The sequence below is a fragment of the Bacillus sp. ZY-1-1 genome, from assembly GCF_003047165.1.
Classification (GTDB): Bacteria; Bacillota; Bacilli; order Bacillales; family Bacillaceae; genus Bacillus; species Bacillus velezensis.
On record NZ_CP027061.1, the window covers coordinates 3614933 to 3639744 of the forward strand.

24 protein-coding genes are annotated in these 24812 nt (G+C 48.9%); 6 read left to right on the forward strand and 18 right to left on the reverse strand.

What is annotated here, in order from left to right:
- Nucleotides 1–3 precede the first annotated feature (3 nt).
- Both C5I45_RS18050 and C5I45_RS18055 read right to left on the reverse strand, forming a co-directional pair.
- Entirely contained in the window at nucleotides 4–585 is a 582-nt protein-coding gene (locus C5I45_RS18050) for a TerD family protein (RefSeq protein WP_003156648.1), read from the reverse strand.
- Between the two features lie 23 nt (nucleotides 586–608).
- On the reverse strand, nucleotides 609–1205 hold the full coding sequence (locus C5I45_RS18055; protein ID WP_003156649.1) for a TerD family protein: 597 nt from the start codon (nucleotides 1203–1205) through the stop codon (nucleotides 609–611).
- A 275-nt stretch (nucleotides 1206–1480) separates the two neighbouring features.
- Between C5I45_RS18055 and C5I45_RS18060 the strand changes: the two genes are divergently transcribed.
- On the forward strand, nucleotides 1481–2476 hold the full coding sequence (locus tag C5I45_RS18060; protein ID WP_015388735.1) for an LLM class flavin-dependent oxidoreductase: 996 nt from the start codon (nucleotides 1481–1483) through the stop codon (nucleotides 2474–2476).
- A 43-nt stretch (nucleotides 2477–2519) separates the two neighbouring features.
- Here C5I45_RS18060 and C5I45_RS18065 read toward each other — a convergent pair whose 3' ends face one another.
- From C5I45_RS18065 to C5I45_RS18090, 6 genes are all read right to left on the reverse strand, one after another.
- Nucleotides 2520–3359, reverse strand: coding sequence for a metal ABC transporter permease (locus tag C5I45_RS18065; protein ID WP_003156653.1), 840 nt, complete (start codon nucleotides 3357–3359; stop codon nucleotides 2520–2522).
- A complete protein-coding gene (locus C5I45_RS18070; protein WP_003156655.1) occupies nucleotides 3317–4012 on the reverse strand; it encodes a metal ABC transporter ATP-binding protein in 696 nt (231 codons plus the stop codon). Before C5I45_RS18070 ends, C5I45_RS18065 begins: the two co-directional genes overlap by 43 nt.
- Before the next feature lie 54 nt (nucleotides 4013–4066).
- Nucleotides 4067–5026, reverse strand: a complete 960-nt coding sequence (locus tag C5I45_RS18075) for a metal ABC transporter substrate-binding protein (protein ID WP_003156656.1) — start codon at nucleotides 5024–5026, stop codon at nucleotides 4067–4069.
- 189 nt (nucleotides 5027–5215) lie between these two features.
- Complete coding sequence (locus tag C5I45_RS18080; protein ID WP_043866811.1) at nucleotides 5216–6895, reverse strand: glycoside hydrolase family 13 protein; 1680 nt, start codon at nucleotides 6893–6895, stop codon at nucleotides 5216–5218.
- Between the two features lie 82 nt (nucleotides 6896–6977).
- Nucleotides 6978–7757 (reverse strand): glucose 1-dehydrogenase, encoded by a 780-nt coding sequence (locus tag C5I45_RS18085; RefSeq protein ID WP_015388737.1) that lies wholly within the window; start codon nucleotides 7755–7757, stop codon nucleotides 6978–6980.
- A 115-nt stretch (nucleotides 7758–7872) separates the two neighbouring features.
- Entirely contained in the window at nucleotides 7873–8994 is a 1122-nt protein-coding gene (locus C5I45_RS18090; RefSeq protein ID WP_003156660.1) for a response regulator aspartate phosphatase, read from the reverse strand.
- A gap of 109 nt (nucleotides 8995–9103) precedes the next feature.
- On the opposite strand from C5I45_RS18090, the gene C5I45_RS18095 reads away from it, so the two are divergent.
- The gene (locus C5I45_RS18095) at nucleotides 9104–9607 is read left to right on the forward strand and encodes a peptidoglycan L-alanyl-D-glutamate endopeptidase CwlK (RefSeq protein WP_044053426.1); all 504 of its coding nucleotides are present in this window, start codon (nucleotides 9104–9106) and stop codon (nucleotides 9605–9607) included.
- Here C5I45_RS18095 and C5I45_RS18100 read toward each other — a convergent pair.
- Complete coding sequence (locus C5I45_RS18100) at nucleotides 9604–10962, reverse strand: YcdB/YcdC domain-containing protein (RefSeq protein ID WP_043866809.1); 1359 nt, start codon at nucleotides 10960–10962, stop codon at nucleotides 9604–9606. The genes C5I45_RS18095 and C5I45_RS18100 overlap by 4 nt on opposite strands.
- A gap of 200 nt (nucleotides 10963–11162) precedes the next feature.
- Nucleotides 11163–12563 (reverse strand): YcdB/YcdC domain-containing protein, encoded by a 1401-nt coding sequence (locus C5I45_RS18105; protein ID WP_107994553.1) that lies wholly within the window; start codon nucleotides 12561–12563, stop codon nucleotides 11163–11165.
- A 128-nt stretch (nucleotides 12564–12691) separates the two neighbouring features.
- Here C5I45_RS18105 and C5I45_RS18110 point away from each other — a divergent pair, with 128 nt between their 5' ends.
- Entirely contained in the window at nucleotides 12692–13687 is a 996-nt protein-coding gene (locus C5I45_RS18110) for a DUF5105 domain-containing protein (RefSeq protein ID WP_014304282.1), read from the forward strand.
- A 43-nt stretch (nucleotides 13688–13730) separates the two neighbouring features.
- On the opposite strand, the gene C5I45_RS18115 is transcribed toward C5I45_RS18110, so the two are convergent.
- The 4 genes from C5I45_RS18115 to C5I45_RS18130 form a co-directional block, all read right to left on the reverse strand.
- Nucleotides 13731–14663 (reverse strand): aldo/keto reductase, encoded by a 933-nt coding sequence (locus tag C5I45_RS18115; RefSeq protein ID WP_046559324.1) that lies wholly within the window; start codon nucleotides 14661–14663, stop codon nucleotides 13731–13733.
- Nucleotides 14664–14793: 130 nt separating this feature from the next.
- Nucleotides 14794–15864, reverse strand: coding sequence for a helix-turn-helix domain-containing protein (locus C5I45_RS18120; RefSeq protein ID WP_095318543.1), 1071 nt, complete (start codon nucleotides 15862–15864; stop codon nucleotides 14794–14796).
- 136 nt (nucleotides 15865–16000) lie between these two features.
- Entirely contained in the window at nucleotides 16001–16645 is a 645-nt protein-coding gene (locus C5I45_RS18125) for a lipase EstA (protein WP_003156672.1), read from the reverse strand.
- Between the two features lie 195 nt (nucleotides 16646–16840).
- The gene (locus C5I45_RS18130) at nucleotides 16841–17956 is read right to left on the reverse strand and encodes a type II asparaginase (protein ID WP_107994554.1); all 1116 of its coding nucleotides are present in this window, start codon (nucleotides 17954–17956) and stop codon (nucleotides 16841–16843) included.
- Between the two features lie 177 nt (nucleotides 17957–18133).
- On the opposite strand from C5I45_RS18130, the gene C5I45_RS18135 reads away from it, so the two are divergent.
- Nucleotides 18134–18700 carry a transcriptional regulator LmrA gene (locus tag C5I45_RS18135; protein ID WP_003156676.1) on the forward strand — a complete coding sequence of 189 codons (567 nt, stop codon included), beginning with the start codon at nucleotides 18134–18136 and terminating at the stop codon, nucleotides 18698–18700.
- A gap of 36 nt (nucleotides 18701–18736) precedes the next feature.
- Nucleotides 18737–20176 carry a lincomycin efflux MFS transporter Lmr(B) gene (gene lmr(B), locus C5I45_RS18140; RefSeq protein WP_032857817.1) on the forward strand — a complete coding sequence of 480 codons (1440 nt, stop codon included), beginning with the start codon at nucleotides 18737–18739 and terminating at the stop codon, nucleotides 20174–20176.
- A 35-nt stretch (nucleotides 20177–20211) separates the two neighbouring features.
- On the opposite strand, the gene C5I45_RS18145 is transcribed toward lmr(B), so the two are convergent.
- Nucleotides 20212–21339 carry an aminotransferase class V-fold PLP-dependent enzyme gene (locus tag C5I45_RS18145; RefSeq protein ID WP_107994555.1) on the reverse strand — a complete coding sequence of 376 codons (1128 nt, stop codon included), beginning with the start codon at nucleotides 21337–21339 and terminating at the stop codon, nucleotides 20212–20214.
- Nucleotides 21340–21410: 71 nt separating this feature from the next.
- On the opposite strand from C5I45_RS18145, the gene pcp reads away from it, so the two are divergent.
- Nucleotides 21411–22058, forward strand: coding sequence for a pyroglutamyl-peptidase I (gene pcp, locus C5I45_RS18150; protein ID WP_003156679.1), 648 nt, complete (start codon nucleotides 21411–21413; stop codon nucleotides 22056–22058).
- Here the strand turns inward: pcp and tatC are convergent.
- The 3 genes from tatC to C5I45_RS18165 form a co-directional block, all read right to left on the reverse strand.
- Nucleotides 22055–22777 (reverse strand): twin-arginine translocase subunit TatC, encoded by a 723-nt coding sequence (tatC, locus tag C5I45_RS18155; RefSeq protein ID WP_107994556.1) that lies wholly within the window; start codon nucleotides 22775–22777, stop codon nucleotides 22055–22057. The two genes, pcp and tatC, sit on opposite strands and share 4 nt — an antisense overlap.
- A gap of 61 nt (nucleotides 22778–22838) precedes the next feature.
- Nucleotides 22839–23036, reverse strand: a complete 198-nt coding sequence (locus tag C5I45_RS18160) for a twin-arginine translocase TatA/TatE family subunit (protein ID WP_003156681.1) — start codon at nucleotides 23034–23036, stop codon at nucleotides 22839–22841.
- A 12-nt stretch (nucleotides 23037–23048) separates the two neighbouring features.
- Nucleotides 23049–24800 carry an alkaline phosphatase D family protein gene (locus C5I45_RS18165; protein ID WP_014304274.1) on the reverse strand — a complete coding sequence of 584 codons (1752 nt, stop codon included), beginning with the start codon at nucleotides 24798–24800 and terminating at the stop codon, nucleotides 23049–23051.
- Nucleotides 24801–24812: the final 12 nt, after the last annotated feature.

The following is a 24812-nucleotide window of genomic DNA, read 5'->3' on the forward strand; positions in this document are numbered from 1 at the left end:
GTTTTAGCCGATTTGCAGGCCGTAATCTGTCGCAATACGGGCCAGTCCGCCTTGATAGCCTGAGCCGATCGCGGAAAATTTCCATTCGCCGTTATGTCTGTAAAGCTCTCCTGCGATAATGGCTGTTTCAATTGAGAAATCTTCAGCCAGATCGTAGCGGATCAGCTCTTCATTTGTCTCTTCATTGACAATGCGAACGAACGCGTTGGAAACTTGTCCGAAGTTTTGGCCGCGCGCTTCCGCTTCATGAATCGTGATGACGAATGAAATTTTATCAATAGCGGCAGGCACCGCGCTCAGGTTGACCCTTACACTTTCGTCATCGCCCTCGCCCTGGCCTGTGAGGTTGTCGCCTGAATGTGCGACAGAGCCGTTTCCGCCTTCAAGCTGATTATAGAAAATAAAATCATCGGGCGACGCGCATCTTCCTGCTTCATTTAATAGAAAGACGCTGGAATCTAAATCAAAATCATGTCCGCCATCGTATTTGTTTGTATCCCAGCCAAGGCCGACAACGACTTTAGAAAGACCCGGATTTGTTTTAGTCAAATCTACTTTTTGTCCTTTTGCCAATGAAATTGCCATGTGTGCACTCTCCTTTTTATCGTTTAGGCGTATCGGTTAACGATATCGCCGATTTTTGTATCGTTTGTGCCTTCTCCTACTGCGGCGAATTTCCACTCGCCGTCCTCGCGGTAGATTTCAGCCGCGATCAGGCTCGTTCTGCCTGAATAGTTATCTCTTAAATTGTAAGTCACCAGTTCTTCGCGATTAGCCTGATCAACGACGCGGATGAACGCGTTTTGAATCATGCCGAAGTCCTGTTTTCGTCTGACGCAGTCGTAAATATTGACGACAAACACAAGTTTATTAATCTGAGCGGGCACTTTCGCCAAATCGATGAGAATTTGTTCATCATCGCCGTCGCCTTCACCCGTCAGGTTGTCACCCGTATGTACGACACCGCCGCACCGGCTTTTCAGATTGCCGAAATAGATGACGTTTTTGCTGTCTGTCATTTTATCATTTTCAAGCATCAGTACGGAAGCGTCACAGTCGATATTGGCACCGCCTCCGCCGAACAGCTTTCCGAAAAAGCCGCCGGATGATACAGGGTCCCAGCCGAGTCCGACCAGCAGTTTTGACAGGCCGGCTTTTCCTTTTGTTAAATCAATCCGCTGTCCTTTTTGTAAAGAGATCGCCATATGATTCACTCCTATTCTGTAAGGGTGCCGCTAAGCACGCCGCAAGTGCGCATTTTTACTAAATTCCGGGACAAGAATCCCGGTGTTTATTAAGTTATACGTCTTTTATTATATCAAAGTTTCATAAAACATAAGAATTTTTGGCGAAAAACGGCGAAAAATTACTTCCTATATTCTCCTTCGTTCCGGAGAGAATAGAGAAAACAAAGAAATTGACGGGGACTGAACATTTTTCCTATCCTTGTATCAATACATGTCAGGAAAGGGGCAGACGAGTGATTGATTTAAGCATACTTGATCAGGCGCCCGTATCCAAAGGAAACGGGCCGCACGAGACGCTCCGCCGTTCAGCGGAGCTCGCCCGCCTCAGCGAAGGATGGGGCTATAAGCGGTACTGGTTTGCCGAGCATCACGGCACAAGAGGGCTCGCAAGCGTTTCGCCGGAAATTATGATCGCTCATACCGCCGCAGCCACAACGTCCATCCGTGTCGGATCAGGCGGCGTGCTGCTGCCGCAGTACAGCCCCTATAAAGTCGCGGAAACTTTCCGTCAGCTTGAGGCGCTGCATCCGAACCGGATTGACCTTGGGGTCGGACGCTCACCGGGCGGCACGACGAAAATCCGGCTCGCCCTCACAGACGGGGTAAAGAAAAGTATGACCGAGTTCAACAGGCAGCTTCAGGATTTATCATCCTTTCTGACAGATTCGGTTCCCTCGGACCATGCTTATGCCGGAATAAAAACAGCGCCTTTGATTGAAACAGCCCCGCAGCTTTGGGTGCTGGGCCTCGGGGAAAACAGCGCCAGACGCGCCGCTCTTCAAGGTGCGGGCTATGTCTTCGGCCATTTCATTAATCCGGAACGCGGGGTAAAAGCCTTTCAGATCTATCGGGACCATTTCCGGGCCTCCTCCCATTTTTCCGCTCCGGCCTCACTCTGTGCCATTTTCGTCATATGCGCAGCTACGGATGAGAAAGCGGAAGAACTCGCCTTAAGCCAGGATTTATGGCTTCTTCGTATCGGAAAAGGCGCCGACAGCCGCGTGCCGAGTGTGGAAGAAGCGAAGGCTTATCCGTATTCGCCGGAGGACCGTAAACAGATTGCAGAAAATAGGAAGCGGATGGTGATCGGCTCTGCTGCCGCAGTGAAACGCCGTCTGCTTGAACTTTCCGAACGTTATCAGACAAAAGAGATGATGGTGCTGTGCAACGTCTTTGATTTCGAAGCAAAAAAAGAGTCATATGAGCGTCTTGCTGATATATTTCTGTAAAAAAAGCCGTCAAACGGCGCAGCAGATGAGACTGCTGCACCGCTTAACGGCGGTTTTTTCGTTCTTTTCCTTTTTTAAACGCATTCCAAATCCCCTGCAGCATAAAGCCGAGCAGAAGCAGAATGATTAACAGTAAAGTGATTGACGGCCCCGGAGGCGTTCCGAGCTGGTACGAAGACGTCAGCCCCATGAACACACTGAAAAGAGAAATAATAATGGCCGCCGCAAACACCCATTTAAACCCTTTGGCGATACGGATTGCAAAAGCCGCGGGCAGTACGAGGAGCGCGGAAACAAGCAGCACGCCGATAATCGGAATAATGACCGAAATCGCCAGCCCCGTCACGATGCTGAATGACATTGACAGGAGGTTTGTGTTAATACCTGATGTCTTCGCCGTCGCCTCGTCAAAGGTAAGGAGATAGAGCGGTCTGTTTAATATAATGAAATAAAGCAGGATCAGCAGGGTAATGCCTCCGATAATATAGACCTGCTGCTGGCTGACCGTGACAAGCGATCCAAATAAATATTGATCGATGCTCATCGATGCGCCGCCTTTTGACAGGCTGATCAGAAACATCGCAAACGACAGCCCGGCCGCCATTAAGATTGCGATGGATACCTCTGAATATGTACGGTATGCCCGCCGCATATATTCGATGCCGATCGCTCCGATCGTGACGACAACGATGCTCGCCGCCGTAATATTGGTACTGAGAAAAAAACCGATGGCCACGCCCGACAATGAAATATGAGACAGCGTATCCGCCATCAGCGCCTGTCTTCTCAGCACGAGATATACGCCTAATATCGGCGCCATAATTCCGATCATGCTTCCCGCTAGAAAAGCTCGTCGCATGAATTCCAAGTCAAACATTTCCATCCGCCTTTTTCCCCCCTCTCAAGCCGTATGACTTTATCCAGATACTGCTGTACTTCATTTTGTTCGTGTGTCACCATGACGACGGTGCGGTTGTGATTTTTCACCTGATGATGCATAAATTCGTAGAAACCCTGTCTGCTCTCATAATCAACCGCGGTTGTCGGTTCATCAAGCATCAGCAGATCCGGATTGCTTGCAAGCATTCTCGCAATGCAGATTTTCTGCTTCTGTCCGCCGGATAAATCGCCGATTTTCCGGTGGCGGAAATCCCACATTTCCACCATCTTCAACGCGTTTTCCACCTCGTGGTGATCCGTTTCGTTCAATCGTTTAAACCATTTTCCTTTCGTATAACGGCCTGATTGCACAAGCTCCAGAACCGTGCTTGGGAATCCTGCGTTAAATGAAGAAATCTGCTGCGGAACATAGCCGATTGTCAGGCGTTTTCCGGCAGCGTTTTTTTTACTGATCTCGGCCGTTCCTTCCCAAGGTCTGAGCATGCCGAGCATGACTTTCATCAGCGTCGATTTTGACGCGCCGTTCGGTCCTGTAATGCCGACGAATTCGCCGCTTTTGATTTCCAGCGACACACCGTCAAGCACGGGTGTATGCGAATAACCAAAAACGATATCCTGTAATGTAACGAGATTCATGCTGACCTTCCTTTCCCGCATAGAAATAGTGTGCACCCCGCGGCGCACACTATGTTATTTAACCAATAGCGAATCTTTCAGTGCATCAAGGTTTTTCTCCATAATGTCGATATAACCGATGCCTTTATCCCGTTCTTTTTGGCTTAAACCTTCCAGTGTATTGAGCACTTCCGTTTTCGCGCCGATTTCACCGGCAAGTGTATCTGCAACTTTAGGCGATGCAACTTCTTCAAAATAGATGATCTTCACATCATGCTTTTTGGCAAACGTTTTGAGATCCGCCAGTTTGGCCGCACTCGGCTCTTCTTCAGGAGAAAGGCCTGCAATCGCGACTTGTTTTAAGCCGTATTCTTTGGCGAGATAGCTGAATGCCGCGTGCTGTGTGATCAATTCTTTTTTCGACGCTTTATTTAATGTTGTACGGTATAGTTTATCAAGATCCTGCAGTTTTGCAATATATTCTTTACTATTTTTCTCATAGTATGCTTTATTCTTCGGGTCCTGTTTTACGATCTGCGCCGTAATGGTTTTGACCTCTTTTTGCGCAAGAACCGGGCTGAGCCACACGTGAGGGTCCATGCTGCGGCTGTGGTCATGACCGCCGTGTCCATGTTCCTCTTCCTCTTCATCCGAACCTTCGAGCAAGTCAATTCCTTTCGACGCCTTTACAAACTTCGCATGATCAGAGCTCATGCTTTTTTCCGCTGAAGGAACCCATGTCTCCATATATTCGCTGTTGTATACGAAAAGATCGGCGTTTTGAATGCCGGCGATATCCTTCGGCGTCGGCTCCCAATCATGGGGTTCGACCGAAGACGGGATGAGAATGTCTACATCGCCTTTGTCTTTGACAATTTGTTTCGTGAATTCGTACATAGGATAAAAGGTCGTCACGACGTGCAGTTTGCCGCTTTTCGAAGAACCTGACGAACCTTTTGAAGATGAATTGCCGCAGCCCGCCGCGATTAAAAAGCATGCCGCAATGACAATGATTCCGCTCCATTTTTTAAACAAGCCGTTTCCCCCTGTTCTGTAAATCAGAATGATGACGATTTCCAAAGCGTACTTTCTCGTTCATTTGTTACCTATACCATAATAAAACGAAGTAATTACGTTTTGCAAGTAATTTTTTTCTAAATTGATAACCGATTTACCTAAAAAGCCCCCGCCATGTATGGACGGGGGCGTCGTATCACACACATATCAGGCAAGCAGATAAACTCTTGTTTCGTAAGGGCGGAACGTGATGCGGGATTCCGTGCCGCCGTTATTTTCATAGTTGCTGAGAAGCAGCTCGGCCCTTTCAGATTCGGAGCCGTCCGGCCAATAAAAGGCGGCTTCTTCTTTCGATACGTTGCTGATGGATATGATTTTTTGTCCGTTTGCCTGTCTTTCATACACAAACAGCTGCGGGTCATCGGGAAACAGCAGCGTGTAGCTGCCTTTTATGATATCAGCATACTGTTTTCGCAGGCGGATCAGTTTTTTGTAAAAGTTCAATATAGAATCGGGATCATCCTGAGCCTCGGCCGCATTGACGGTTTTGTAATTGGGGTTGACCTTCAGCCACGGTTCGCCCTCCGTAAATCCGGCATTCTTGCTGCCGTCCCACTGCATCGGTGTACGGGCATGGTCCCGGCTTTTCGCCATAATGGACGCCATGACTTCTTCCCTGTTGCGGCCCATTTCAAATACCCTTTTGTGATACATATTGACGGTCTGAATATCTTGATAGTCCTCTATTCTGTCAAACGGGGCGTTTGTCATGCCGAGTTCTTCTCCCTGATAAATGTACGGCGTGCCTTTCATGAAATAAAGCAGGGCGGCAAGCATTTTGGCTGATGCCTTTCGGTATTTGCCTTCGTCTCCGAAGCGGGATACGATCCGGGGCTGGTCATGATTGCACCAATACAGCGTATTCCAGCCTTGATGTTCCAGTTTTTCCTGCCAGTCTGTGAGCACTTTCTTCAAATCGGACAGCTCAAGCGGTTTTACATCCCAATGCTCTTGGCCCGGCTTTTGATCAAGCTCCATATGCTGAAAATGAAAAATCATATTCAGTTCATGCTCATCGGTTCCCGTGTAAACCAGCCCCTCCTCAGGCGTCACTGATCCGGCCTCGCCGACCGACATCACGTCATATTTGGAAAATACCTCTTTCGTCATTTCCTTTAAGTAATCATGTATCCGTGCTCCGTTTGGCCGGAAAGGCTTCGGATCGGCCCGGCGGGCGATGTAATCTTCATATGGCGGCAAGTATTCTTTTTTTGACAGAAGATGAAGTTGGTCTATTCGCAATCCGTCCACGCCTTTATCGAGCCAAAATCTCATCATCTCGTATACTGATTGCCGAACCTCGGGATTTTCCCAATTCAGATCGGCTTGTTTAACGGCGTTCATATGCAGGTAATATTCGCCCGTATGTTCTTCGTACTGCCAGACGGATTGTCCGTAATCCGACACCCAATCGGTCGGCGGGCCCTCCGCGGTGCCCGGCCGCCAAATATAATAATCGCGGTATTTGCTGTCCGGATTCATTTCCGCCTCTTTGAACCAAGGATGCTCCGTGGATGTATGATTTAAAACGAAATCCATCACAAGCTTTAATCCGCGGCTGCGGCATTCTGTAAGCAGATCGTGAAAGTCCTCCATCGTTCCGTATGATTCCATAATCGCTTGATGATCCGTCACATCGTAGCCGTTATCGACGTTTGGCGACGGGTAAATCGGGCAGATCCATATCACATCGGCGCCAAGCTCTTTTATATAATCGAGACGCGCGATAATCCCCCGCAGGTCGCCTATGCCGTCGCCGTTCGTATCTTGGAAGCTTCGCGGATAGATTTGATAGACAACGGCGTCTTTCCACCAGTCATTCGCCATCTTGCGGCCCTCCTGTTTTTTAGAGAACCATTTCCTTTATGACCCTTCTCTAAACAAAAAAGAGAAGGTTTCCCCTCCTCTTTTATCTTTCCAGCTGGGACGGATAAAGCGTCATGCCTCCGTCTACGAAAAGTGTCGTTCCGGTTACGTAACTCGCTTCTTCCGACACCATCCATGCGGCGGCCGCGGCGACTTCTTCCGGTTTTCCGAAGGCGTTCATCGGAATTTTTTTCAGCTGGGCCTGTTTATGTGTTTCATCTTCCAGATCCTTATTGGACTCCGTGGCGATCGTGCCGGGAGCGATGGCATTCACCCGGATGCCTTTGTCTGCGTAATTGAGCGCCATCGTTTCCGTCATCATTTTGATCCCGCCTTTGGATGCCGAGTACTGCACGTTTTCAGGACGCGGTATTTGCTGATGAACGCTCGATATGTTTAAGACCGTTCCTTTTTTGCCGTGCTCGAGCATATGTTTCAGTGCCGCTTTCGCCCCCAAAAAGGTGCCGGTCACGTTGACGTCGATGACCCTTTGCCAATCCTCCAGGCTCATTTCATGGGGCATCGCTTCGGCTCCGTTAAAGCCGGAATTGTTGACCATCACGTCCACGCCCCCGAAATGCTCCTGCGCGGCATTAAACAGCGCCTGAATCCCTTCTTCTGAGGATACATCGGCTTTTACGGTGACGGCTCTGCCTCCCGCTTTCTCAATGATGTCCGCCGCTTCTTCCGCTCCGGCGGAATCACCGAGGTAGTTCACAACCACATTCATCCGCTCCTTGCCGAAGCGTTCGGCAATGGCTTTTCCGATTCCTTTCGAAGAACCTGTTACAATCGCTGTTTTTCCCTGTAAATCCTGATACATTGTCTCATTTCCTCCCTGATGTTAATACAGAGCATGTACCCGGTTTTAATCGGCTGAAAACAAAAGGAATCATAAAAAGAACGATGAAACCGAAGCTCCCTCGTTCTTTTTTTCATTATGCGTAGTTGTTCATTTGCAGCCTTTTTTGCACGCCGACAAGCCTGCTGAAAAAATAAGATGCCGCTTTGTAGTTCTCCCGTTTATGAAAGAAATGAGCCGCGTCCTGAAGCAGTTCCTCTGTGTCAGCCAACAGCTCCTTTGATTCCAGGATGTCAAAATACTCTTTGAGCGAATCCTGTCCGCCTTCCCCCTGATAAAGCTCTTTAATCAGACGGAATTTCGTCATATAGATCTCATCTTCCCACTCCGCCGCGCTTCTCATGCCCCGCGCGCAGCTGGCGGCGGCTTCACTGTATTTTTCCGTTTTAAAGTAGATATGCGTGAGTGAAAAAACAGCCTGGATGACCTGCCGGAAGCTGTGTGCTTCAAATCCGGCAGCCGCCCGTTCAAAATCCTCCGCCGCCTTGCAAAAGTCACCCAGACTGTACATACAGTGCCCTATATTATAATAGGCCGCAGCAATCATATATTGATCATCAAGCCGCTCCGCGTGCTCCAAGGCGCATTCGAGGTATTCCAGCGCTTTTTTATGCTGCTGGGCGTCCATCAGATTTCCGGCAATGATAAATTTGCACTGCACCCTTCTCATTCCGTATAATTCATATTTCTTGTAAATATCAAGCGCCTGTCCCGCATAATTCATCGAAAAGAAAGTCTGCTTGATATGATAGTACACCTCAGAAATTTTATACAGAAACTCGGCTTTCTCTATGTCATCTTCCACATATTCAAGCTTTTCCTCAGCCCGCTTATAATGAGAAATCGCTGAGATGAAGTTTTTCTGCTTAAATTCATACATTCCTCTGAAATAGTAAAAATAATATTCCAGTAAGCCGGTCAGCTTTTGCTGGTTCATCTCAATCTCAGTGAGCATTTCAGAGAACGGAGGCTGGCAGTCGCCGTCTTTCATGGGTTTTAATTTATCCAGCATGATGCGGTGCCTAAATTCCATCAATGAAAAATACAACAATAAATCCTGATTTTCTTCCATATCTTCGAGTTCATATTGAATCTCCCGCTTCAGCGCTTCAGCTTTATCGGCTTCAAACGCGCGGATCAGCTTATACCATTCATTCATCTTTACGGCCACTTCTTCAGATGGAATCTTGGATTTCATAGATTTGCCTCCTTCCTCCGGCTACTAATTATGTTATATTTTATCATAGCAAATTTATGGCAGTGAGCAAACAAAGATTTTAATCAATTAAAGAAAGAGAGAATTCACCATGAAACTACCAGTCAGAATTTCGCTGCTTCTGATCCTCTTCTTTTCTGCAGACCTATGTTTTTCCTATGTGCAAAAAGAATTGAGGCCGCAGACGGCATTACAAGATAGAGCCATTCCAAGCGCTCTTCATCCGCTCGTGAAACAGAATGCGGAGCTATTGCGGACGGCCGCTCTGAAAAAAGGCATCACCGTCGTTATCACAGAGGGTTTCAGATCAATTGAGGAACAAAACGAATTTTACCGTCAAGGACGTTCAAAAAAAGGAAATATCGTCACCTACGCAAAAGGCGGGGAATCTTACCACAATTACGGCCTTGCGATCGACTTCGCCCTGCAAAAAAAGGATGGAAGCCTGATTTGGGATATGACGTACGACGGAAACCGAAACGGCACGCCCGATTGGCTTGAGGTCGTATCGATTGCCAAAACGCTCGGTTTTGATTGGGGAGGCGATTGGAGAGGCTTTAAAGATTATCCTCATTTACAAATGATCCCTGACTAATAAAACCTTTTCTTTTTTCGCTTCTGCGCATCAATGTACGGAGGATAGACAGGCCTGTACACAAGCTTATATCCTTCATTGCCGGACGGCGTAAAATCGCGCTGCCACTCCAGCCGCAGATGGAAATCGGATAAAAAAGCGGCCTTTGCTTCTTCGGGAGTAACGGCCGGCACCGGATTGATCTTCTCCAGCTGCTCCGGGTCAATGTCAGGCGCCATATAAGCTTCCACAAGCCCCGTTACGGGACTGACAAGTATTCTCGCAGCGCCGAACCGCAGCGGAATATCCTGATGCCATACGGAAAAATGGAAGCGGAACCTGCCCCTTCCGTCCGTTTTCAGCGGGTTCATTTTAAAAAACTCGTCCGCTCTCGGATAAAGCTTGTATAAAAATTGAAGCGCGACGGCCTCACACTCTTCCGCAGAATAAAAGGCCGGGCCCTGATGCTCAATAAAAGATTTAAAGGCTGTCATTTTCCCTGTCTTTTTGTCCGTTTTCATCTTCATTGTATTTTTGTTGCTGGTTTCAAAATAGCTTTCGATACTCAAATCTTTCCGTTCCGGAACCGACCCTTTCCGCCATGTCGTTCCGATCTCATCCCCGAGATCGCGCCGGCGCGTCTGAACCATATCCGAGGTAAACCCCATCAATTCATCCAGGCTGATTTCCCGTTTATGTTCAAACGAGGGAATCGGTTTTGCCGGCTCATTCCTGTCTTCGCAAAGCTGCTGATCCGGCACGATATCATCTTCACCGGCCGGATAGCTGTAAGCCGGCAGAATCGGTTCATAGACGAGACGCGGTATTTTCTCAAAATTGACCACATCATAGACGAGACTGAATGTCAGCACACTCATATAATGCGAGACGACTTTTTCCCGATCGACGAATGTTTCCGGGACGGGCGCTTCACCCTTATCCCCGTAATAGATAAACTGCACGACGAAGCCGCTCCTGGTTACATCAACGAAAAAACCTGAATCGGGAAGCGGCCGGCCGAGCACTTTTTTTGTATAGATAAATCGGATGCACCCATTGCGTTCTTCCCTCGCCTGAAAGATGAAATTCATAAAAGTAAGCGGGCGGTGTCTCGCCGCAAACCGAAGAGCCGTCAGCTTTAATTCGGCGTCTGACAGCTGCATGTCTGAACCCGGACAGTCGTTGCGTGAATAGGTAAGCAAAGATCCGTCGTCGCCCAGCTCAATCGTTACCGTTTTATCCGGATGGTTACGATCTTTCCATATATAATAGGCTCTCGTTTTTTGTTTTTCATCATAATCTTCTATTTCAAGCTCATAGTGCGGCGGTATGTTCCCGATCTCCAGCGCTTTTTTTCTCAGATGTTCTTTCAGCAATGGGGTCATCCTTTCAGAAGAGTGTATAAAAAAGAACTGTTTTTAATTATATAAAAACGTCCTTATCCTTTTAAAGGGAAGAAAGTGCCTTTTATGTGTCTATTTTTAGCAAAGAGGGAAAAGAGCCGTATTCAGAGCGGCTGTTTTTCATACAATAGTCACACTTCCCGCAAAAGACCCGGGACGAACGCCCATGACCTTCAGCCTATTAAACTCGTGATCACTTCTCCCGTATGGGCCTCAATAAACCGCGGGAAAACCGGCTTGTATACGAGCCTGTACACTTTTCCGCAGCTGCCGTCATCGTAACAACGATCCCAAGCGAGCTCGGCTTTGATGGCCCGGCGGATCGCGTCCTTCGCCTCTTCCATTGTCAATGAAGGAACGGGATCGATTTCCTCCAGCTCTTTCGGATCAATTTCCGGCGGCATATATACAGTGACAAGACCCGTCTTTTTGCTGACACAGATTCTCCCCTCTCCGAATCGCAAATCAACGCCGCCCGAACAAGCCTTATATGTAAGTCCCACGTTTTCTCCTTCATCATCCGGCTCATCATATTGAACCCGGAAATACTGATCCGCTTCCGGAAACATGGCGAATAAAAAGCGGATGGCCATGTGATGGCATTCTTCCTCGGAAAACTCCGGTTCGCCTTCACTATGTATAAATGACATCACTCCGGCGAGCCGGCCCGATTCTTTATCATGCATTGTTTTCAATACATGTTCATTCCGTTCTTTAAACAGACTTTCTAAGCTTTTATCTTTCCGGACGGATTTTGTTTTTTCAGGACGCCATGCAATGCCGATGCGGCCGTCTCCAAGATCAGTTTCCCTCTCTTTATAAAAACCGTCGTGCAGCCCGATCATGTCATTGATGCTCATCTTTTCCGCTTCAGGTGCAGGGCGTGAAATCGGGACATACGGCAGCATGTCGTCTTCCAGCCCTTCATATTCGTCTATTTCTGCATTCTCTTCCTTCAGGTCAGCCGATATCGGCCGCGTCGGAGACACGATTTCATAGACGAGATGAGGCTTGTCATCCCCCTGCACATAGACGGACTGATGCAGTACGGTGAACAACAGCTCCGCTTCAATATGTTTGATAAAGTGAGCCAATGCTTCCCGCTTGTCCGCAATTGTTCCGGGTCTTAAGAGATTATCAGCCTTCCCATGGTAAGAAAAGCCGGTTACTTCCCCTGTCAAAGACAGGTCGGCGTAAAACCCGGTCAGCGGAAGCGGCAGACCGTCAGCCATCTGAACATAGGAATATCTCACATCACCATCATTTGCGGAGCCGCTGTTTTCCAATTCGAACTCAGCCAATGCCCCCGGACGATGGGTTTCTACAAACACCCGCATCCGTTCTTCTATGTCCGATTCCGAAAGAGCCGGCAGATCAGTCCGGAAAGCCGGACGGGATAAGGATTTCAGTTTTCCGTCCCGGTCCAATTCGACCATGATGCCGGCTTCCGGATCATTCTTATCTTCCCACCAAAACAAAACCTCATCTTCTTGGTATTCTTCCACATTACTCTCGTAGCGGGCAGGTACGTTACCGATCCGGAGAGCCAGCTGTTTCAATTCTTCTTTTTTCATCATAACACTTCCTTTTCTTCCAAAAAGATTGATGATTACCAAGACTCTTTTATACAAAACTAGTATAATTAACCTGTCTGTCTTCATGACTATTGAATTAATCATTATAACAACAGGGGGTAAACCAGATGTCCATCAAAAAAATGAGCGCCGTGTTTTTCATACTGCTTCTCACGGCATTTACCGCCGCATGCAGCAGCGAAACGAGCGGCGGCCAGGAAAGCAGCACGGCGAAAGTGAAAATAAAAGAGACGGCATGGGCCGCTTCAGACGATACTGAACATCCGGCCGCGCTGAAAGTAACGGTCACCGTCAAAAATACGGGCAAAGACCCGCTTACCGTCAAAAGCAGCGACTTCTCGCTTTATCAGGATGACGCGAAAACAGCGGCGGCCGATAAGGATGACCAGATGCAGAGCGGCACGCTTCATGCGGGCAAGACAGTGACGGGCAATCTGTACTTCACGGCTGACGAAGGCAAATCATATGAATTGGTATATCAGCCGCAGGCAAAAGACGCGAAGCCTTTATCTTATAAACTGAAAGTCAAAGGCACAGCCTCAAACGCAAAACCTGACCCGGCGGACGCATTATCCGCATACATTGATGTGATGCTGTACGGCAAGCACAATAAAGATTTCACCCGCCTGACCGGTGTAAATGAAAAAATGACGGCCGCCGCATATCAGGAATCGGCGAAAGCCAGCTTTATCGCTTCTGCAGGCATTTCACAAGAACAGGCGGATTCAAAAGCCATTTCCGCTATTATTGACGCCATGTCATCAGCGCTTCGGGATAACACAGAGCTCAAGGTGCATACCAAATCCATGTCAGGCAAAAAAGCCGTCCTTGAAGCAAAAGTGACGCCGCTTGATATGTCTCCGCTCGCGGGCCAGCTGCAAGACCGCGTGCAAGACTATGCCGGAAAGCACCCCGATGCTGATGAAAACGAAATTGTCAGCCACCTGCTTTCTGTCTATCCGGAAGAGTTTATGCGCCTGAAACCGGCTTCTTCTTCCGTAACAAGAGAAATCGAGATGAAGAAAAACGCCCGCGGCCAGTGGTATCTGGATACAGACGCCGATCTGGAAGGATTGACAGAAGCGTTTTTAAAAACGTCCTGACAGCAAGAAAGGAAATAGCGCAGGCTATTTCCTTTTTTTATTTTCACTTGAAGATGTCACTGATATATTGAACCTCATCCTCGGTCAATTGCACATCAAGCGCGCCCAGATTGTGTTTCAGCTGGCCGGGGCGTTTGGCTCCGGGAATGATCGCATCCACCGCCGGCTGCGACAGAAGCCACGCGAGTGCGATATGCGCTGTCTGCGCCCCTTTTTCTTCCGCAACGGCCCGAAGCTTATCCACTCGCTCCAGGTTTTGGTGAAAAGCTTCTCCCTGAAACGGCGGCCTGTTTTTTCGGCTGTCCTCAAAGACTGTGTCTTTTGTAAACTTTCCCGTCAGCAAGCCGGAAGCAAGCGGAAAATAAGGAATAAAAGAAATACCGTTCTTTTCACAATAAGGCAGCAGATCATGCTCCGCCTCACGCTGAATCAGTGAATATTCTGATTGAAAAACCTCTAAATAACCGTCGGCGTTAAACTCCTGCAATTGCCCGAAGCTGAGATTGGACGCGCCGATTGCTCTGATTTTCCCTTCGTCCTTCAGTTCTTTTAGCGTGCCCGCCACTTCGGAGAGCGGTGTTTTGCCGTCAGGGAAGTGGACGTAATACAAATCAATCACGTCTGTTTTCAGCCGCTTCAGGCTGTTTTCCGCCTCACTACGGAGAAATTCACGGCTGTTGTCCAGCTCGATTTGTCCGTTGACCTCTTTGTGCGCGCCTTTTGACGCAATCACGAGGCTGTCCCGCACGCCGCGTTCTGCGACAACTTCACCGATTAACTCTTCGGAACGCCCCAAACCGTATATAAACGCCGTATCAATAAAATTGACGCCGCCGTCCAACGCTGTGCGGATGAGTTCTTTTCCCGTTTCATCATTAAGATTCGGAAACAGATTATGTCCTCCGACCGCATTAGCGCCAAAGCCGATACGCTTTACCCGTAAATCCGTCCTGCCCAGCGTACGTGTCTCATCCATGGCTCAGGCTCCCTTCCTTTTATCGCTCTGTTTAGTATTAGATAACCGGTAAGAATTATCCTGCCCCGAGAGCATTTCTGCAGAAAAAACCTTGAAAAGCATGTGCCCTTCAAGGTTTTTTGGCTGTGTCTTAAGATGTCAGAGCTGCGGCGAAGCGTTCGGCTTCATCTGTGAGAGCACCTTCGATTTCCTTATAGCGGCTGGAAATCGTTGAGGCGCTGACGCCGTACTTCTTCGCCAGCTTAGCCTGAGAAACGGACGCGCCGTTCAGAGAAATACTGTTTACGTAATATTCGACCGCCGCCGCGAAAGCTTCCGGCTTTCTGATCGTCGGTGTTTTTTTGACACAGAACGTTTTCCACAGGTCAATAACGGCCGGAACCAGCTCAGCCGGGTATTCACCCCCGCTCAGGCCTTTTTCAATAGCGTCCGCCGTTTCCTTCTCCATGTCGTTCGCCCACTCCGTCTGTTTTTCTTCAGCAGCCTGCTCAGGCTCTTCCGCCGTTCCTAAAAGAGCGGCCAGCACAGTGTCGAAGTCCTCCTGCATAAAGCGCTCAGGCGATTTTCCTTCCGCAAGGGCCGGGGCAGCCGCCTTTTTCACTTTGCTGATTAGAGCTTCGGTCCGCTTCACAGGGAAGATCGTAAACTGCATGAAGAACTCCGCTTTTTCCGCTTCGTGGATCGGATAGCCGAGAATCAGGCTTCCCGCCGGCGGAAGATCCTGCTGGCTGACGTCCATTTCCACTTTGAATTGTTTCTTTGTCATCACATCTTCAAAGTGAATCATTCCTTCTTTCACATCTTCAAGCACCATAACCGCTGGTGTCATGCTTTTCCATGATTCAACGATTTCCCGTGTTTTCGGACGGTTGATGCCGCCGGCTTTTTTCTGAAGATATTCTTCAAAAATCGTCTTGCCGCCTGCCAGCGGACGGAAGAAAATTCCCCAGATACCGAGGTTGAAGACTCCGATGTCTTTAGTCTGTCTGTCCAGCTCCGTAATGAACTCATGCTGGTTAATAAATGATGATATGCCGTCTCTATGTGCTGTAAAGGCGTACTCCATTAAGCTTTCCTGAATCTGTTTCGCTTCTTTTGCCGCGATGTCTGCCGGAATGGCAGCTTCTTTGCTTCCGCAGCATTTTTTATATTTCTTCCCGCTGCCGCATGGGCAAGGGGCATTTCTTTTCACTTTTCCCACAATAAACCCTCCGAATTCTGATATAACTTTATTATTTTAACAAAAATAACTTCAGAGGGCTTGGTTTACGGCGAAAAAAGAATATGGAAGAAAAAAAGACCCCGGGATATTCTCATTCTCCGGGGCTTTGAAACTGTTAATTTGTATTTTGTCCGCCGCCGTTCAGACCTTCTTTAATCAGCCCGTTTACTTGGCTGTTCATCAAAAGTCCGATGTGTCCGACACCGTGAATCTGCACGTTTTTCCCGCCGATCAGTCGTGACAGCGGGTTCAGAACGATCAAGTCCGCTGAGCTGTAAATCGATGTATATAAAATCTTTTGGTTCGGATCAGTCCCTGGAAGCGCCCGGTTGGTCACAAGGCCGTTCGCTCCGCCGAGTGTGACGACGTTGGCGATTTTGTCTCCGCCGTCAAGATTTTTAATGTAATAGAGCGTGTTAGCGCCGCCCATGCTGTGCGCGACGATATCGACTTTTTTCGCACCTGTTTCGCTGAGCACTTTTTTCACGTAATTGGACAGTCTCGGCGCATTGTGTCTGTTGTTTCCGGTTTTGTCTAAGAAATCAATAGCGTACATCTCTTTTCTTGACCAGCCTTGGGATGCCAAGTATGTTTTAATTCCCGCAAAGTTAAAAGACGCCCCGCCGATTCCGTGAACCATGACAACAGGGTTATGCCCTGAGGAGGCTTTCGATACGGTCGGCTGGAAGGCAAATACGGAAATGACGGACAGCATACAAACTGTAAGGATGACTAGGATTTTGCTTTTTATATGTTTCATGAACTTTCCTCCTGCTATGTAATATTTTTGCAGTTTTCATTCTATTAGAGAAGAAAAGGAAAAAATAGTGTATTTTTTACTGTTTTCAACAATTAAAAAAGAGCGGAAAAATGAGAAAGACGCCCCTTTCCCGAAAGCACGCTTATGCTTTAATACGGCATACCGACAAAGGAGAGAACACCCGGTTCTCTACTCCTAGTACTCATTGAAATAGGTTTGAATCCGCTTAGGATCTTGCGTTTTTGTCAGCGCGAGCATGAGAAGAATCCGCGCTTTTTGAGGGTTGAGAGAGTTTGAAGCTGTCAAATGGTCTTTTTCATACTCTCGATTCGGTGTTACCGCCCCGTTTCCCGTCCTTGTGGAGCGGACGACCGCCAGCCCGCTTTTGACCGACTTTACAGCGCCTTTTAGCGCCGCATCAGACATTGAGCCGTTTCCCGGGCCTGCAAAAATAATGCCTTGCGCCCCTGATTTTACGGCGGCTTCAAAGAGATAGCTTCCGTCATTTTGATAGCCGTATATAATATCGACCTGCGGCAGTTTATCAAGTTTATCTATCTTGAAATCTGTATCCTTCGTATGCTTTCGGGTGATGATGTTATTAAAATAGACGTCATCAGCAATTGTTCCGATATAACCCATTTCTTCCGATTTGAAAGTGTCGGTCGCGGTTGTATTGGTTTTTGTCACATAACGCGCCGAAGCGATTCTGTCATTTAATACGACAAGCGTCCCCTTGCCTTTCGCCTCAGGCGCAGCCGCTGTTTTTACCGCGTTATATAAGTTGGACGGCCCGTCCGCTCCGATCGCCGTGGACGGCCGCATTGACCCGGCGACAACAACGGGTTTGTCACTCTTGACCGTCAGATTGAGAAAGTAGGCGGTTTCCTCAAGTGTGTCTGTTCCATGTGTAATGACAATGCCGTCTGTATCATCAGACTTGAGCAGCTTGTTTACCCGTTTTGCAAGTTTCAGCAGTGTCTCGTTATTCATATTCTGGCTGCCGATATTCACAACCTGTTCTCCGCTCACATGCGCGGCCTCTTTTATCTCCGGAACGGCCTGAATCAGGGCATCAACTCCGATTGCCCCCGCCCTGTACTCCGTAGCGGACGTCTTTGAAGGAGCAGCGCCTGCAATTGTGCCGCCGGTGGCAAGAATTTTAATACTCGGAAGTCCGTCTTTTTTCGCAGAGGCTGCGGCTGCCATCTGGGGCGGTGTTTCTTTCGTTTGAGGAGATTGGGAGCAGCCGGCCGCGATGAAGAGCAGAGCCGTGATAAATGTAATGAAGGGCATGAATTGTTTTTTCATTCTTTTCTCTCCTTTTCTTTATTTATGATGATTTTCCTCTCACCGGTCAACGCGCTTGTCAGGCATTCTTCCGAAGAAAATAACCGTTAAAAAACCTTGACACCGTCATGCGAAATCAAGATAATAGACCAGTCACTATATTTTAAATTTGTCACAAATCAGTAAGGTGGGAACATTATGAGCTATGGAGATTCTCGTGAAAAAATCCTCGCCGCAGCAACCAGGCTGTTTCAGCTTCAGGGGTATTACGGCACGGGACTGAATCAGATTATTAAAGAAAGCGGTGCGCCGAAAGGTTCTCTTTACTATCATTTTCCGGACGGCAAAGAGCAGCTCGCCATTGAGGCTGTCAATGAAATGAGCCATTATATCCGTATGAAAATAAAAGAAAGCCTTGATGCCCATCCTGATCCGGCGGAAAGCATTCAAGCGTTTTTACAGGACTTATCACGGCAATTCACATGTCCGGAGAACTTTGAAGGGTTTCCTGTCGGTTTACTGGCTGCCGAGACTGCTTTAAAGAGCGAAAAGCTCCGGCAGGCCTGTCAAAACGCTTATCAGGAATGGGAGAATCTGTTCGCGGGCAAATTAAGATCAGCCGGTTTTTCTGATGAGAAAGCGGCGGAAATCAGCACTGTTCTAAATGCCATGATAGAAGGCGGCATCATTGTGTCCTTAGCCAAAAAAGACAAAATGCCGATCCTCCATATTTCTAAACAAATCCCCAACCTGCTGAAGACATAAAATACGAGAGACATTTACGTATAGAAAGAGAGGAGAATGATTTTGGAAAACGCTCAGCCTTCCAAACAATATAAAGTCATGCCGATCATGATTTCTTTGCTGACGGCAGGGTTTATCGGCATGTTCAGTGAAACGGCGCTGAATATCGCCCTGACTGATCTGATGAAGGAGCTACATATCACTCCTGCGACCGTCCAGTGGCTGACGACGGGCTATCTGCTCGTTCTCGGTATTCTTGTGCCGGTATCGGGTCTGCTTTTGCAATGGTTTACGACGAGACAGCTGTTCATCGTTTCACTCGTTTTTTCCATTATCGGCACGCTGATTGCAGCGCTTGCGCCGAGCTTTCCGTTTCTTTTGGCGGCAAGAATCGTGCAGGCTTTAGGAACCGGGCTGCTGCTGCCGCTGATGTTTAATACAATCCTCGTCATCTTCCCGCCGCATAAGCGCGGAGCGGCGATGGGGACGATCGGGCTTGTCATTATGTTCGCTCCTGCGATCGGTCCGACATTTTCAGGGCTTGTGCTAGAGCATTTGAACTGGCATTGGATTTTCTGGATTTCCCTGCCGTTTCTTGTGTTGGCTCTTTTATTCGGCATCGCCTACATGCAGAACGTGTCTGACATTACAAAACCGAAAATTGACGTGCTTTCCATTATTCTGTCTACGATCGGGTTCGGCGGCATCGTATTCGGATTCAGCAATGCAGGCGAAGGATCAGACGGCTGGTCAAGCCCGACGGTTATCGGTTCGCTCACTGTCGGCGCGATCGCGCTCATCTTATTTTCCATCAGGCAGCTGACAATGAAGCAGCCGATGATGAATCTGCGCGCTTTCCGCTATCCGATGTTTGTTCTCGGTGTCGTGATTGTGTTTATCTGTATGATGGTTATCTTATCGACAATGCTCCTATTGCCTATGTATTTACAAAGCGGACTGATGCTGACGGCGTTTACGTCCGGGCTCATCCTGCTGCCGGGCGGTATTTTAAACGGCTTTATGTCTCCGGTGACGGGGCGTCTGTTTGATAAATACGGGCCGAAGTGGCTTGTCATTCCCGGGTTTGTCATCACGGCAACTGTGCTTTCGTTTTTCTCAAACATTAACGGCGCTTCTACGGCGCTTCTGATTGTCGCGCTTCATACATGCCTGATGATCGGCATTTCCATGATCATGATGCCGGCGCAAACGAACGGCTTAAATCAGCTGCCGCCGGAATTTTACCCGGACGGAACAGCCATTATGAATACGCTCCAGCAGATGGCCGGCGCAATCGGCACTGCGGTGGCGGTCAGCATCATGGCTGCCGGCCAGAAGAATTATATGAGCACCGCGAAAAACCCGAATGATCCTTCCGCATACTCTCACGCGCTGATTGCGGGCGTCCAGCATGCCTTTATCTTCGCGATGATTGTCGCCGTTATCGGCTTGATCAGCGCTTTCTTTATGAAACGGGTCAAAGTGAATCATTCATAAGAAAACAGCAGGCTCCCCGTGGGTCTGCTGTTTTTTTATATACCGCGCGCTTCAGCCAGTTCATCAATCGCATAGATCAGATCGTCAGCCGTGTTATAGAAATGAGGCGCCAGCCGGATGATTTGTCCGATGGATGCGCATACGATGTTTTTCCGCCTCAACAGCGCAGCCGTTTCCGCCGCTTTTTCATCCCGTATGGAAATCATGCCGGGTCTGTCATCGGCAGACTGCGGCCCTGTGAGATTCAGTCCTTTTTCAGAAGCGTATTCATACGCAAATGCGCTGAGTTTTTTTACTTCTTGGTGAATGCGGTCTGTGCCGGCATCGTTTAATAGAGATAAAGCCGCCTGTGCCGCATATATGCTGATAAATGCCGGGGTCCCGGTCTCAAAGCGTTTGGCTCCGTCCGCATAAGAAAAACGGGTTAAATCCGGCATCGACGCCCGCTGCTGCCCGAACCATCCGGTGACTTTCGGCTTCAGCCGTTCGGCAAGTTCCTTTCTGACATAAAGAAACGCCGTTCCCGGTATGCCGAGCATATACTTTCTCGCACCCGCGGCCAGCATATCAACTCCCCATTCTTTTACATCAATCGGGATGTGCCCCGCCGATTGATAAGCATCGACAAAAAGAAGCGATCCCTTCTTTGCGGATATCTCGGCAATGCGCTTTATATCCTGGACAAACCCCGACGTATATGACACATGGGGCACACAGGTGAAAAGCGTCTGCTCCGATATGTACGTCTCATACCGCTCTAACGGGATCATTCCATCTTCAGACGGCACGACTGAAAGCTCCATCTCAGTCTGTGCCTTCAAAATGTGGGCGATCGCCGGAAAATCCAATTCCGTATACACCGCCTGTTTCATTCGGCAATCCGGTAAAGCAGAAACGACGGCAGAGACAGCAGCCGTTACTGAAGGTAAAACGGCGATTTCTTCAGGTTGGGCGCCGATCAATTTCGCAAATTCACACCTTGCCTGCTCCGTACGTCCAATGGCTTCTTCCCAGTTTCCGCCATGCTGAAGCAGGCTTTCCTGATAGTCATTGACCGCTTTTGAAACCGGCAGGGCAAGAGCGCTTTGAGAGCAGCTGGCGAGCATCGTATGTGTGCGGAGCGCCGGAAATAAAGTTCGGTATTGCACCAGAGGCGAATTCAAGACATGTTTCCCCCTTCGGCAGGAATATATGTCCATTATAGAGTATGGTAAAAAGAAAAGGAGGGTTTTATATGGAGAAAAAAGTATTGCTGACAGGCTTTGACCCCTTCGGCGGGGAAACGGTCAATCCTTCATGGGAAGCGGTCAAACGGCTGGACGGTTCCCATGAAGGCCCTGCCTCTATCGTATCTGAACAAGTGCCGACCGTTTTTTATAAGTCTCTTGCCGTGCTGCGCGAAGCGGTCAAAAAGCATCAGCCTGACATTATCATCTGTGTCGGACAGGCAGGCGGCAGAATGCAGATCACGCCGGAACGGGTCGCGATCAATCTGAATGAGGCGCGCATACCGGATAACGAAGGAAACCAGCCTGTCGGGGAAAACATTTCTCAAAGCGGTCCCGCGGCCTATTGGACCGGGCTTCCGATCAAACGGATCGTTGAGGAAATCAAAAAGGAAGGCATTCCCGCGGCTGTATCCTACACGGCGGGGACGTTTGTATGCAATCATCTCTTTTACGGGCTGATGGATGAAATCGCCCGCCATCATCCGCACATCCGCGGCGGGTTTATACACATCCCGTACATTCCGGAGCAAACCTTGCAGAAGTCTGCGCCGAGCCTCAGCCTGGATCTCGTGACAAAAGCACTCAAAATCGCCGCGGTGACCGCCGCGGCGCATGAGGACGATATTGAGACCGGCGGAGGCGAGCTTCACTAAGCGGCAGACACCTCGGCCCATTTCTTCCGGTAAACGATGCGGGACAGCGTCACACTGATTTCATAGAGGACGAGCAGCGGAATCATGACGAGAAAGTCAGACATAAAATCCGGAGGCGTAATCAGCACCGAGACGACGATCAGCAAAAAATACGAAAGCTTCCGCGCCTTTGCCAGCCGGGTTGGATTCACGATTCCGAGCCGTGTCAGAAACATGACGGCCAGAGGCATTTCAAACAAAAATCCGAACGGCAATGTAAGATTCAGCATAAAGGTAAAATACTTGTCCGCCGTAAATACCATGTCAAAATGGCCGGCGGATAATTGTGTTAAAAATCCGAGCACAATCGGAAACAGCACAAAATACCCGAAGGAAATTCCGATAATAAACAAAAGCGAAAGCCCCGGAATGTAAAGCAAAGCGGCGCGGCGTTCGAACGGGGTCAAAGCCGGCGCCGTAAAACGCCAGAGCTGAAAGGCCGCAACCGGAATCGCTGCCATAAGGGCGCATATTCCCGCAATCATCATATACACCCATAAAATCTCGCTCGGCCCTAAAACGGCCAGCCTGCCATGCAAATCCTTGATCAGCCAGTCATAAATATCCTGCACAAACCAGCAGGCGCCGATAAAAAACACGAGAAAGGCGATAACGATTTTAATGAGACGCTGCCGGACTTCCTCTAAATGCCCGATCAAGTGGGTTTCTTTTTTATCCAATCGTACATCCTCCTTATAGAGAAAGAGGCAGAAGCGGATTCGTCTGCCCCCATGTCAGGATTCAGCCTGCCGTTTTGTCTTTCTCAGCCGTCTGCTTGTCCGGCTCTTCATTTGAGACCAATGTTTTTGCGGCGCTTTTAAATTCAAGCAGCGTGCGGCCGGCGGCACGGCCGATTTCCGGAAGTTTTGAAGGTCCGAAAATGATGAGAGCGATGACGAAAATCAGGATCAACCCGGGAATGCCGATATTTGAAAACATGAGTGTGCCTCCTTATTGTGAGATTTTGGCCCGTTTCTTTCTCATTTGCTTTTCATGCGCATTGTTATGGGCGAAGAAACGATCCTCTTCCACCTCGTTTGACTGCTTTAAACCGCCTGCAACCGCCGCTTGAGAGACCTTCCGAATCCCCGTCTGGTCTTTCTGATAAATGAATGAAGCCCGCGTGGATACCTCAGCCCCCGGCTCCGTCACGTACGGCACCACTCTGTAATCCGCTCTCCATTGGGCAGGAGTCACCGTACAGCGGACATAGCCGCGGTAATCGTTGAAAAACTTAATATGCGGGTTTTGTTTTAAGATCTGATCCGTATCGGCCCGTTTATCCGCCCCGTTTCCTCCAGATGTAATGGAAGTCCCGACGAATTCGGCTCCGAAAATTTTTGAATTCGTTTGATTAAAATCGGTATGCAGGTTTGACGCCCAGCTTGCATGAACATCACCCGTCAGCACGATGACATTGTTCAGGTTTTTGCTTTTTATAAAATTGATGACCCGCTCCCGCTGAGCCGGGTAGCCGTCCCATGAATCCATGCTGTATATCGGATTGGCGGTTGTTCCGAAATTCCATTGCGCGAAAAAGATTTGCTGCGCCAGCACATTCCACTTCGCTTTTGAGGCGGCTAAATTGCCGAAGAGCCATTGCTCCTGCTCTGTCCCCATCAATGTGCGCTTCGGGTCTCTCCACTCATCAGAAGGCGGCTTATTCCCGTCGCCGTTGGCCTGATCATCTCTGTACTGTCTTGTATCAAGCACATTGAACGATGCTAAATTGCCATAAGAAAATTGCCTGTACAGCCGCATATCAGGACCGTTCGGCAATGACATGCGCCTGAGCGGCATGTGTTCATAATAAGCCTGATAAGCTGCGGCCCTCCTGAGCACAAACGCTTCAACGGATTGGCCTTTTTCAGGGATAACATTGGCATAATTGTTTTCCACCTCATGATCGTCCCACGTCACGACCCACGGAAATGCGGCGTGGGCGGCTTTCAGATTGGCATCAGAGCGGTATTGGGCGTGACGGTTGCGGTAATCTGACAGTGTGTACACTTCGGCGCTGCTGTGCGTCCTGACATTTCCCGTTTTTGACACATATTCGTTCGGTCCGTATTCATAAATGTAATCTCCGAGATGGAATACGAGATCAAGCTTTTCCTTCGCCATATGTTTATACGCCGTATAATAGCCGTGTTCATACTGCTGGCATGAGGCAAATGCAAACGTCATGGCCGATACGTCAGCGCCGGGAGCGGGCAGCGTTTTCGTCCGGCCGACGGGACTGAGCTCATGCCCGCTTTTAAACCGGTAATAGTACACTTTATTGGGCTTGAGCCCGTCCGCCTCGACATGGACAGAGTGTCCGAGATTCGGCTTGGCCATTTCCGTTCCGCGTTTGACGATGTGACGGAAATGTTCATCTGCGGCGATTTCCCATTTTACCGGCACGGCCTGCTTCGGCATGCCGCCCCCATTCAGCGGGTCAGGGGCAAGACGCGTCCAGAGAATGACGCTGTCAGACAGCGGGTCGCCGGAAGCTACGCCGAGGGTGAACGGATAGTTTGAAAATTTCGGAGCGGCATTCACTTCAAACGCGCCGATGGATTGCGCGATCGCTAACCCGAGGGAAAGACCGGCGATTTTCCCGGCGCCCTGTATAAATGCGCGGCGGTCAAACGTATTGTTCTGAAAGCTTTTGTTCTCCAATTCCTTGATCCATTCATCTAAACGGCCGTCATGTGTCATGTCAGTTCCCCT

What these genes read in the sequence shown, in the direction of transcription:
- C5I45_RS18050 (WP_003156648.1), bottom strand. Translation starts at nt 585, where the DNA reads ATGGCAATTTCATTGGCAAAAGGACAAAAAGTAGATTTGACTAAAACA.
- C5I45_RS18055 (WP_003156649.1), bottom strand. Translation starts at nt 1,205, where the DNA reads ATGGCGATCTCTTTACAAAAAGGACAGCGGATTGATTTAACAAAAGGA.
- C5I45_RS18065 (WP_003156653.1), bottom strand. Translation starts at nt 3,359, where the DNA reads ATGGAAATGTTTGACTTGGAATTCATGCGACGAGCTTTTCTAGCGGGA.
- C5I45_RS18070 (WP_003156655.1), bottom strand. Translation starts at nt 4,012, where the DNA reads ATGAATCTCGTTACATTACAGGATATCGTTTTTGGTTATTCGCATACA.
- C5I45_RS18080 (WP_043866811.1), bottom strand. Translation starts at nt 6,895, where the DNA reads ATGGCGAATGACTGGTGGAAAGACGCCGTTGTCTATCAAATCTATCCG.
- C5I45_RS18085 (WP_015388737.1), bottom strand. Translation starts at nt 7,757, where the DNA reads ATGTATCAGGATTTACAGGGAAAAACAGCGATTGTAACAGGTTCTTCG.
- C5I45_RS18090 (WP_003156660.1), bottom strand. Translation starts at nt 8,994, where the DNA reads ATGAAATCCAAGATTCCATCTGAAGAAGTGGCCGTAAAGATGAATGAA.
- C5I45_RS18095 (WP_044053426.1), top strand. Translation starts at nt 9,104, where the DNA reads ATGAAACTACCAGTCAGAATTTCGCTGCTTCTGATCCTCTTCTTTTCT.
- C5I45_RS18105 (WP_107994553.1), bottom strand. Translation starts at nt 12,563, where the DNA reads ATGAAAAAAGAAGAATTGAAACAGCTGGCTCTCCGGATCGGTAACGTA.
- C5I45_RS18110 (WP_014304282.1), top strand. Translation starts at nt 12,692, where the DNA reads ATGTCCATCAAAAAAATGAGCGCCGTGTTTTTCATACTGCTTCTCACG.
- C5I45_RS18115 (WP_046559324.1), bottom strand. Translation starts at nt 14,663, where the DNA reads ATGGATGAGACACGTACGCTGGGCAGGACGGATTTACGGGTAAAGCGT.
- C5I45_RS18125 (WP_003156672.1), bottom strand. Translation starts at nt 16,645, where the DNA reads ATGAAACATATAAAAAGCAAAATCCTAGTCATCCTTACAGTTTGTATG.
- C5I45_RS18130 (WP_107994554.1), bottom strand. Translation starts at nt 17,956, where the DNA reads ATGAAAAAACAATTCATGCCCTTCATTACATTTATCACGGCTCTGCTC.
- C5I45_RS18135 (WP_003156676.1), top strand. Translation starts at nt 18,134, where the DNA reads ATGAGCTATGGAGATTCTCGTGAAAAAATCCTCGCCGCAGCAACCAGG.
- pcp (WP_003156679.1), top strand. Translation starts at nt 21,411, where the DNA reads ATGGAGAAAAAAGTATTGCTGACAGGCTTTGACCCCTTCGGCGGGGAA.
- C5I45_RS18160 (WP_003156681.1), bottom strand. Translation starts at nt 23,036, where the DNA reads ATGTTTTCAAATATCGGCATTCCCGGGTTGATCCTGATTTTCGTCATC.
- C5I45_RS18165 (WP_014304274.1), bottom strand. Translation starts at nt 24,800, where the DNA reads ATGACACATGACGGCCGTTTAGATGAATGGATCAAGGAATTGGAGAAC.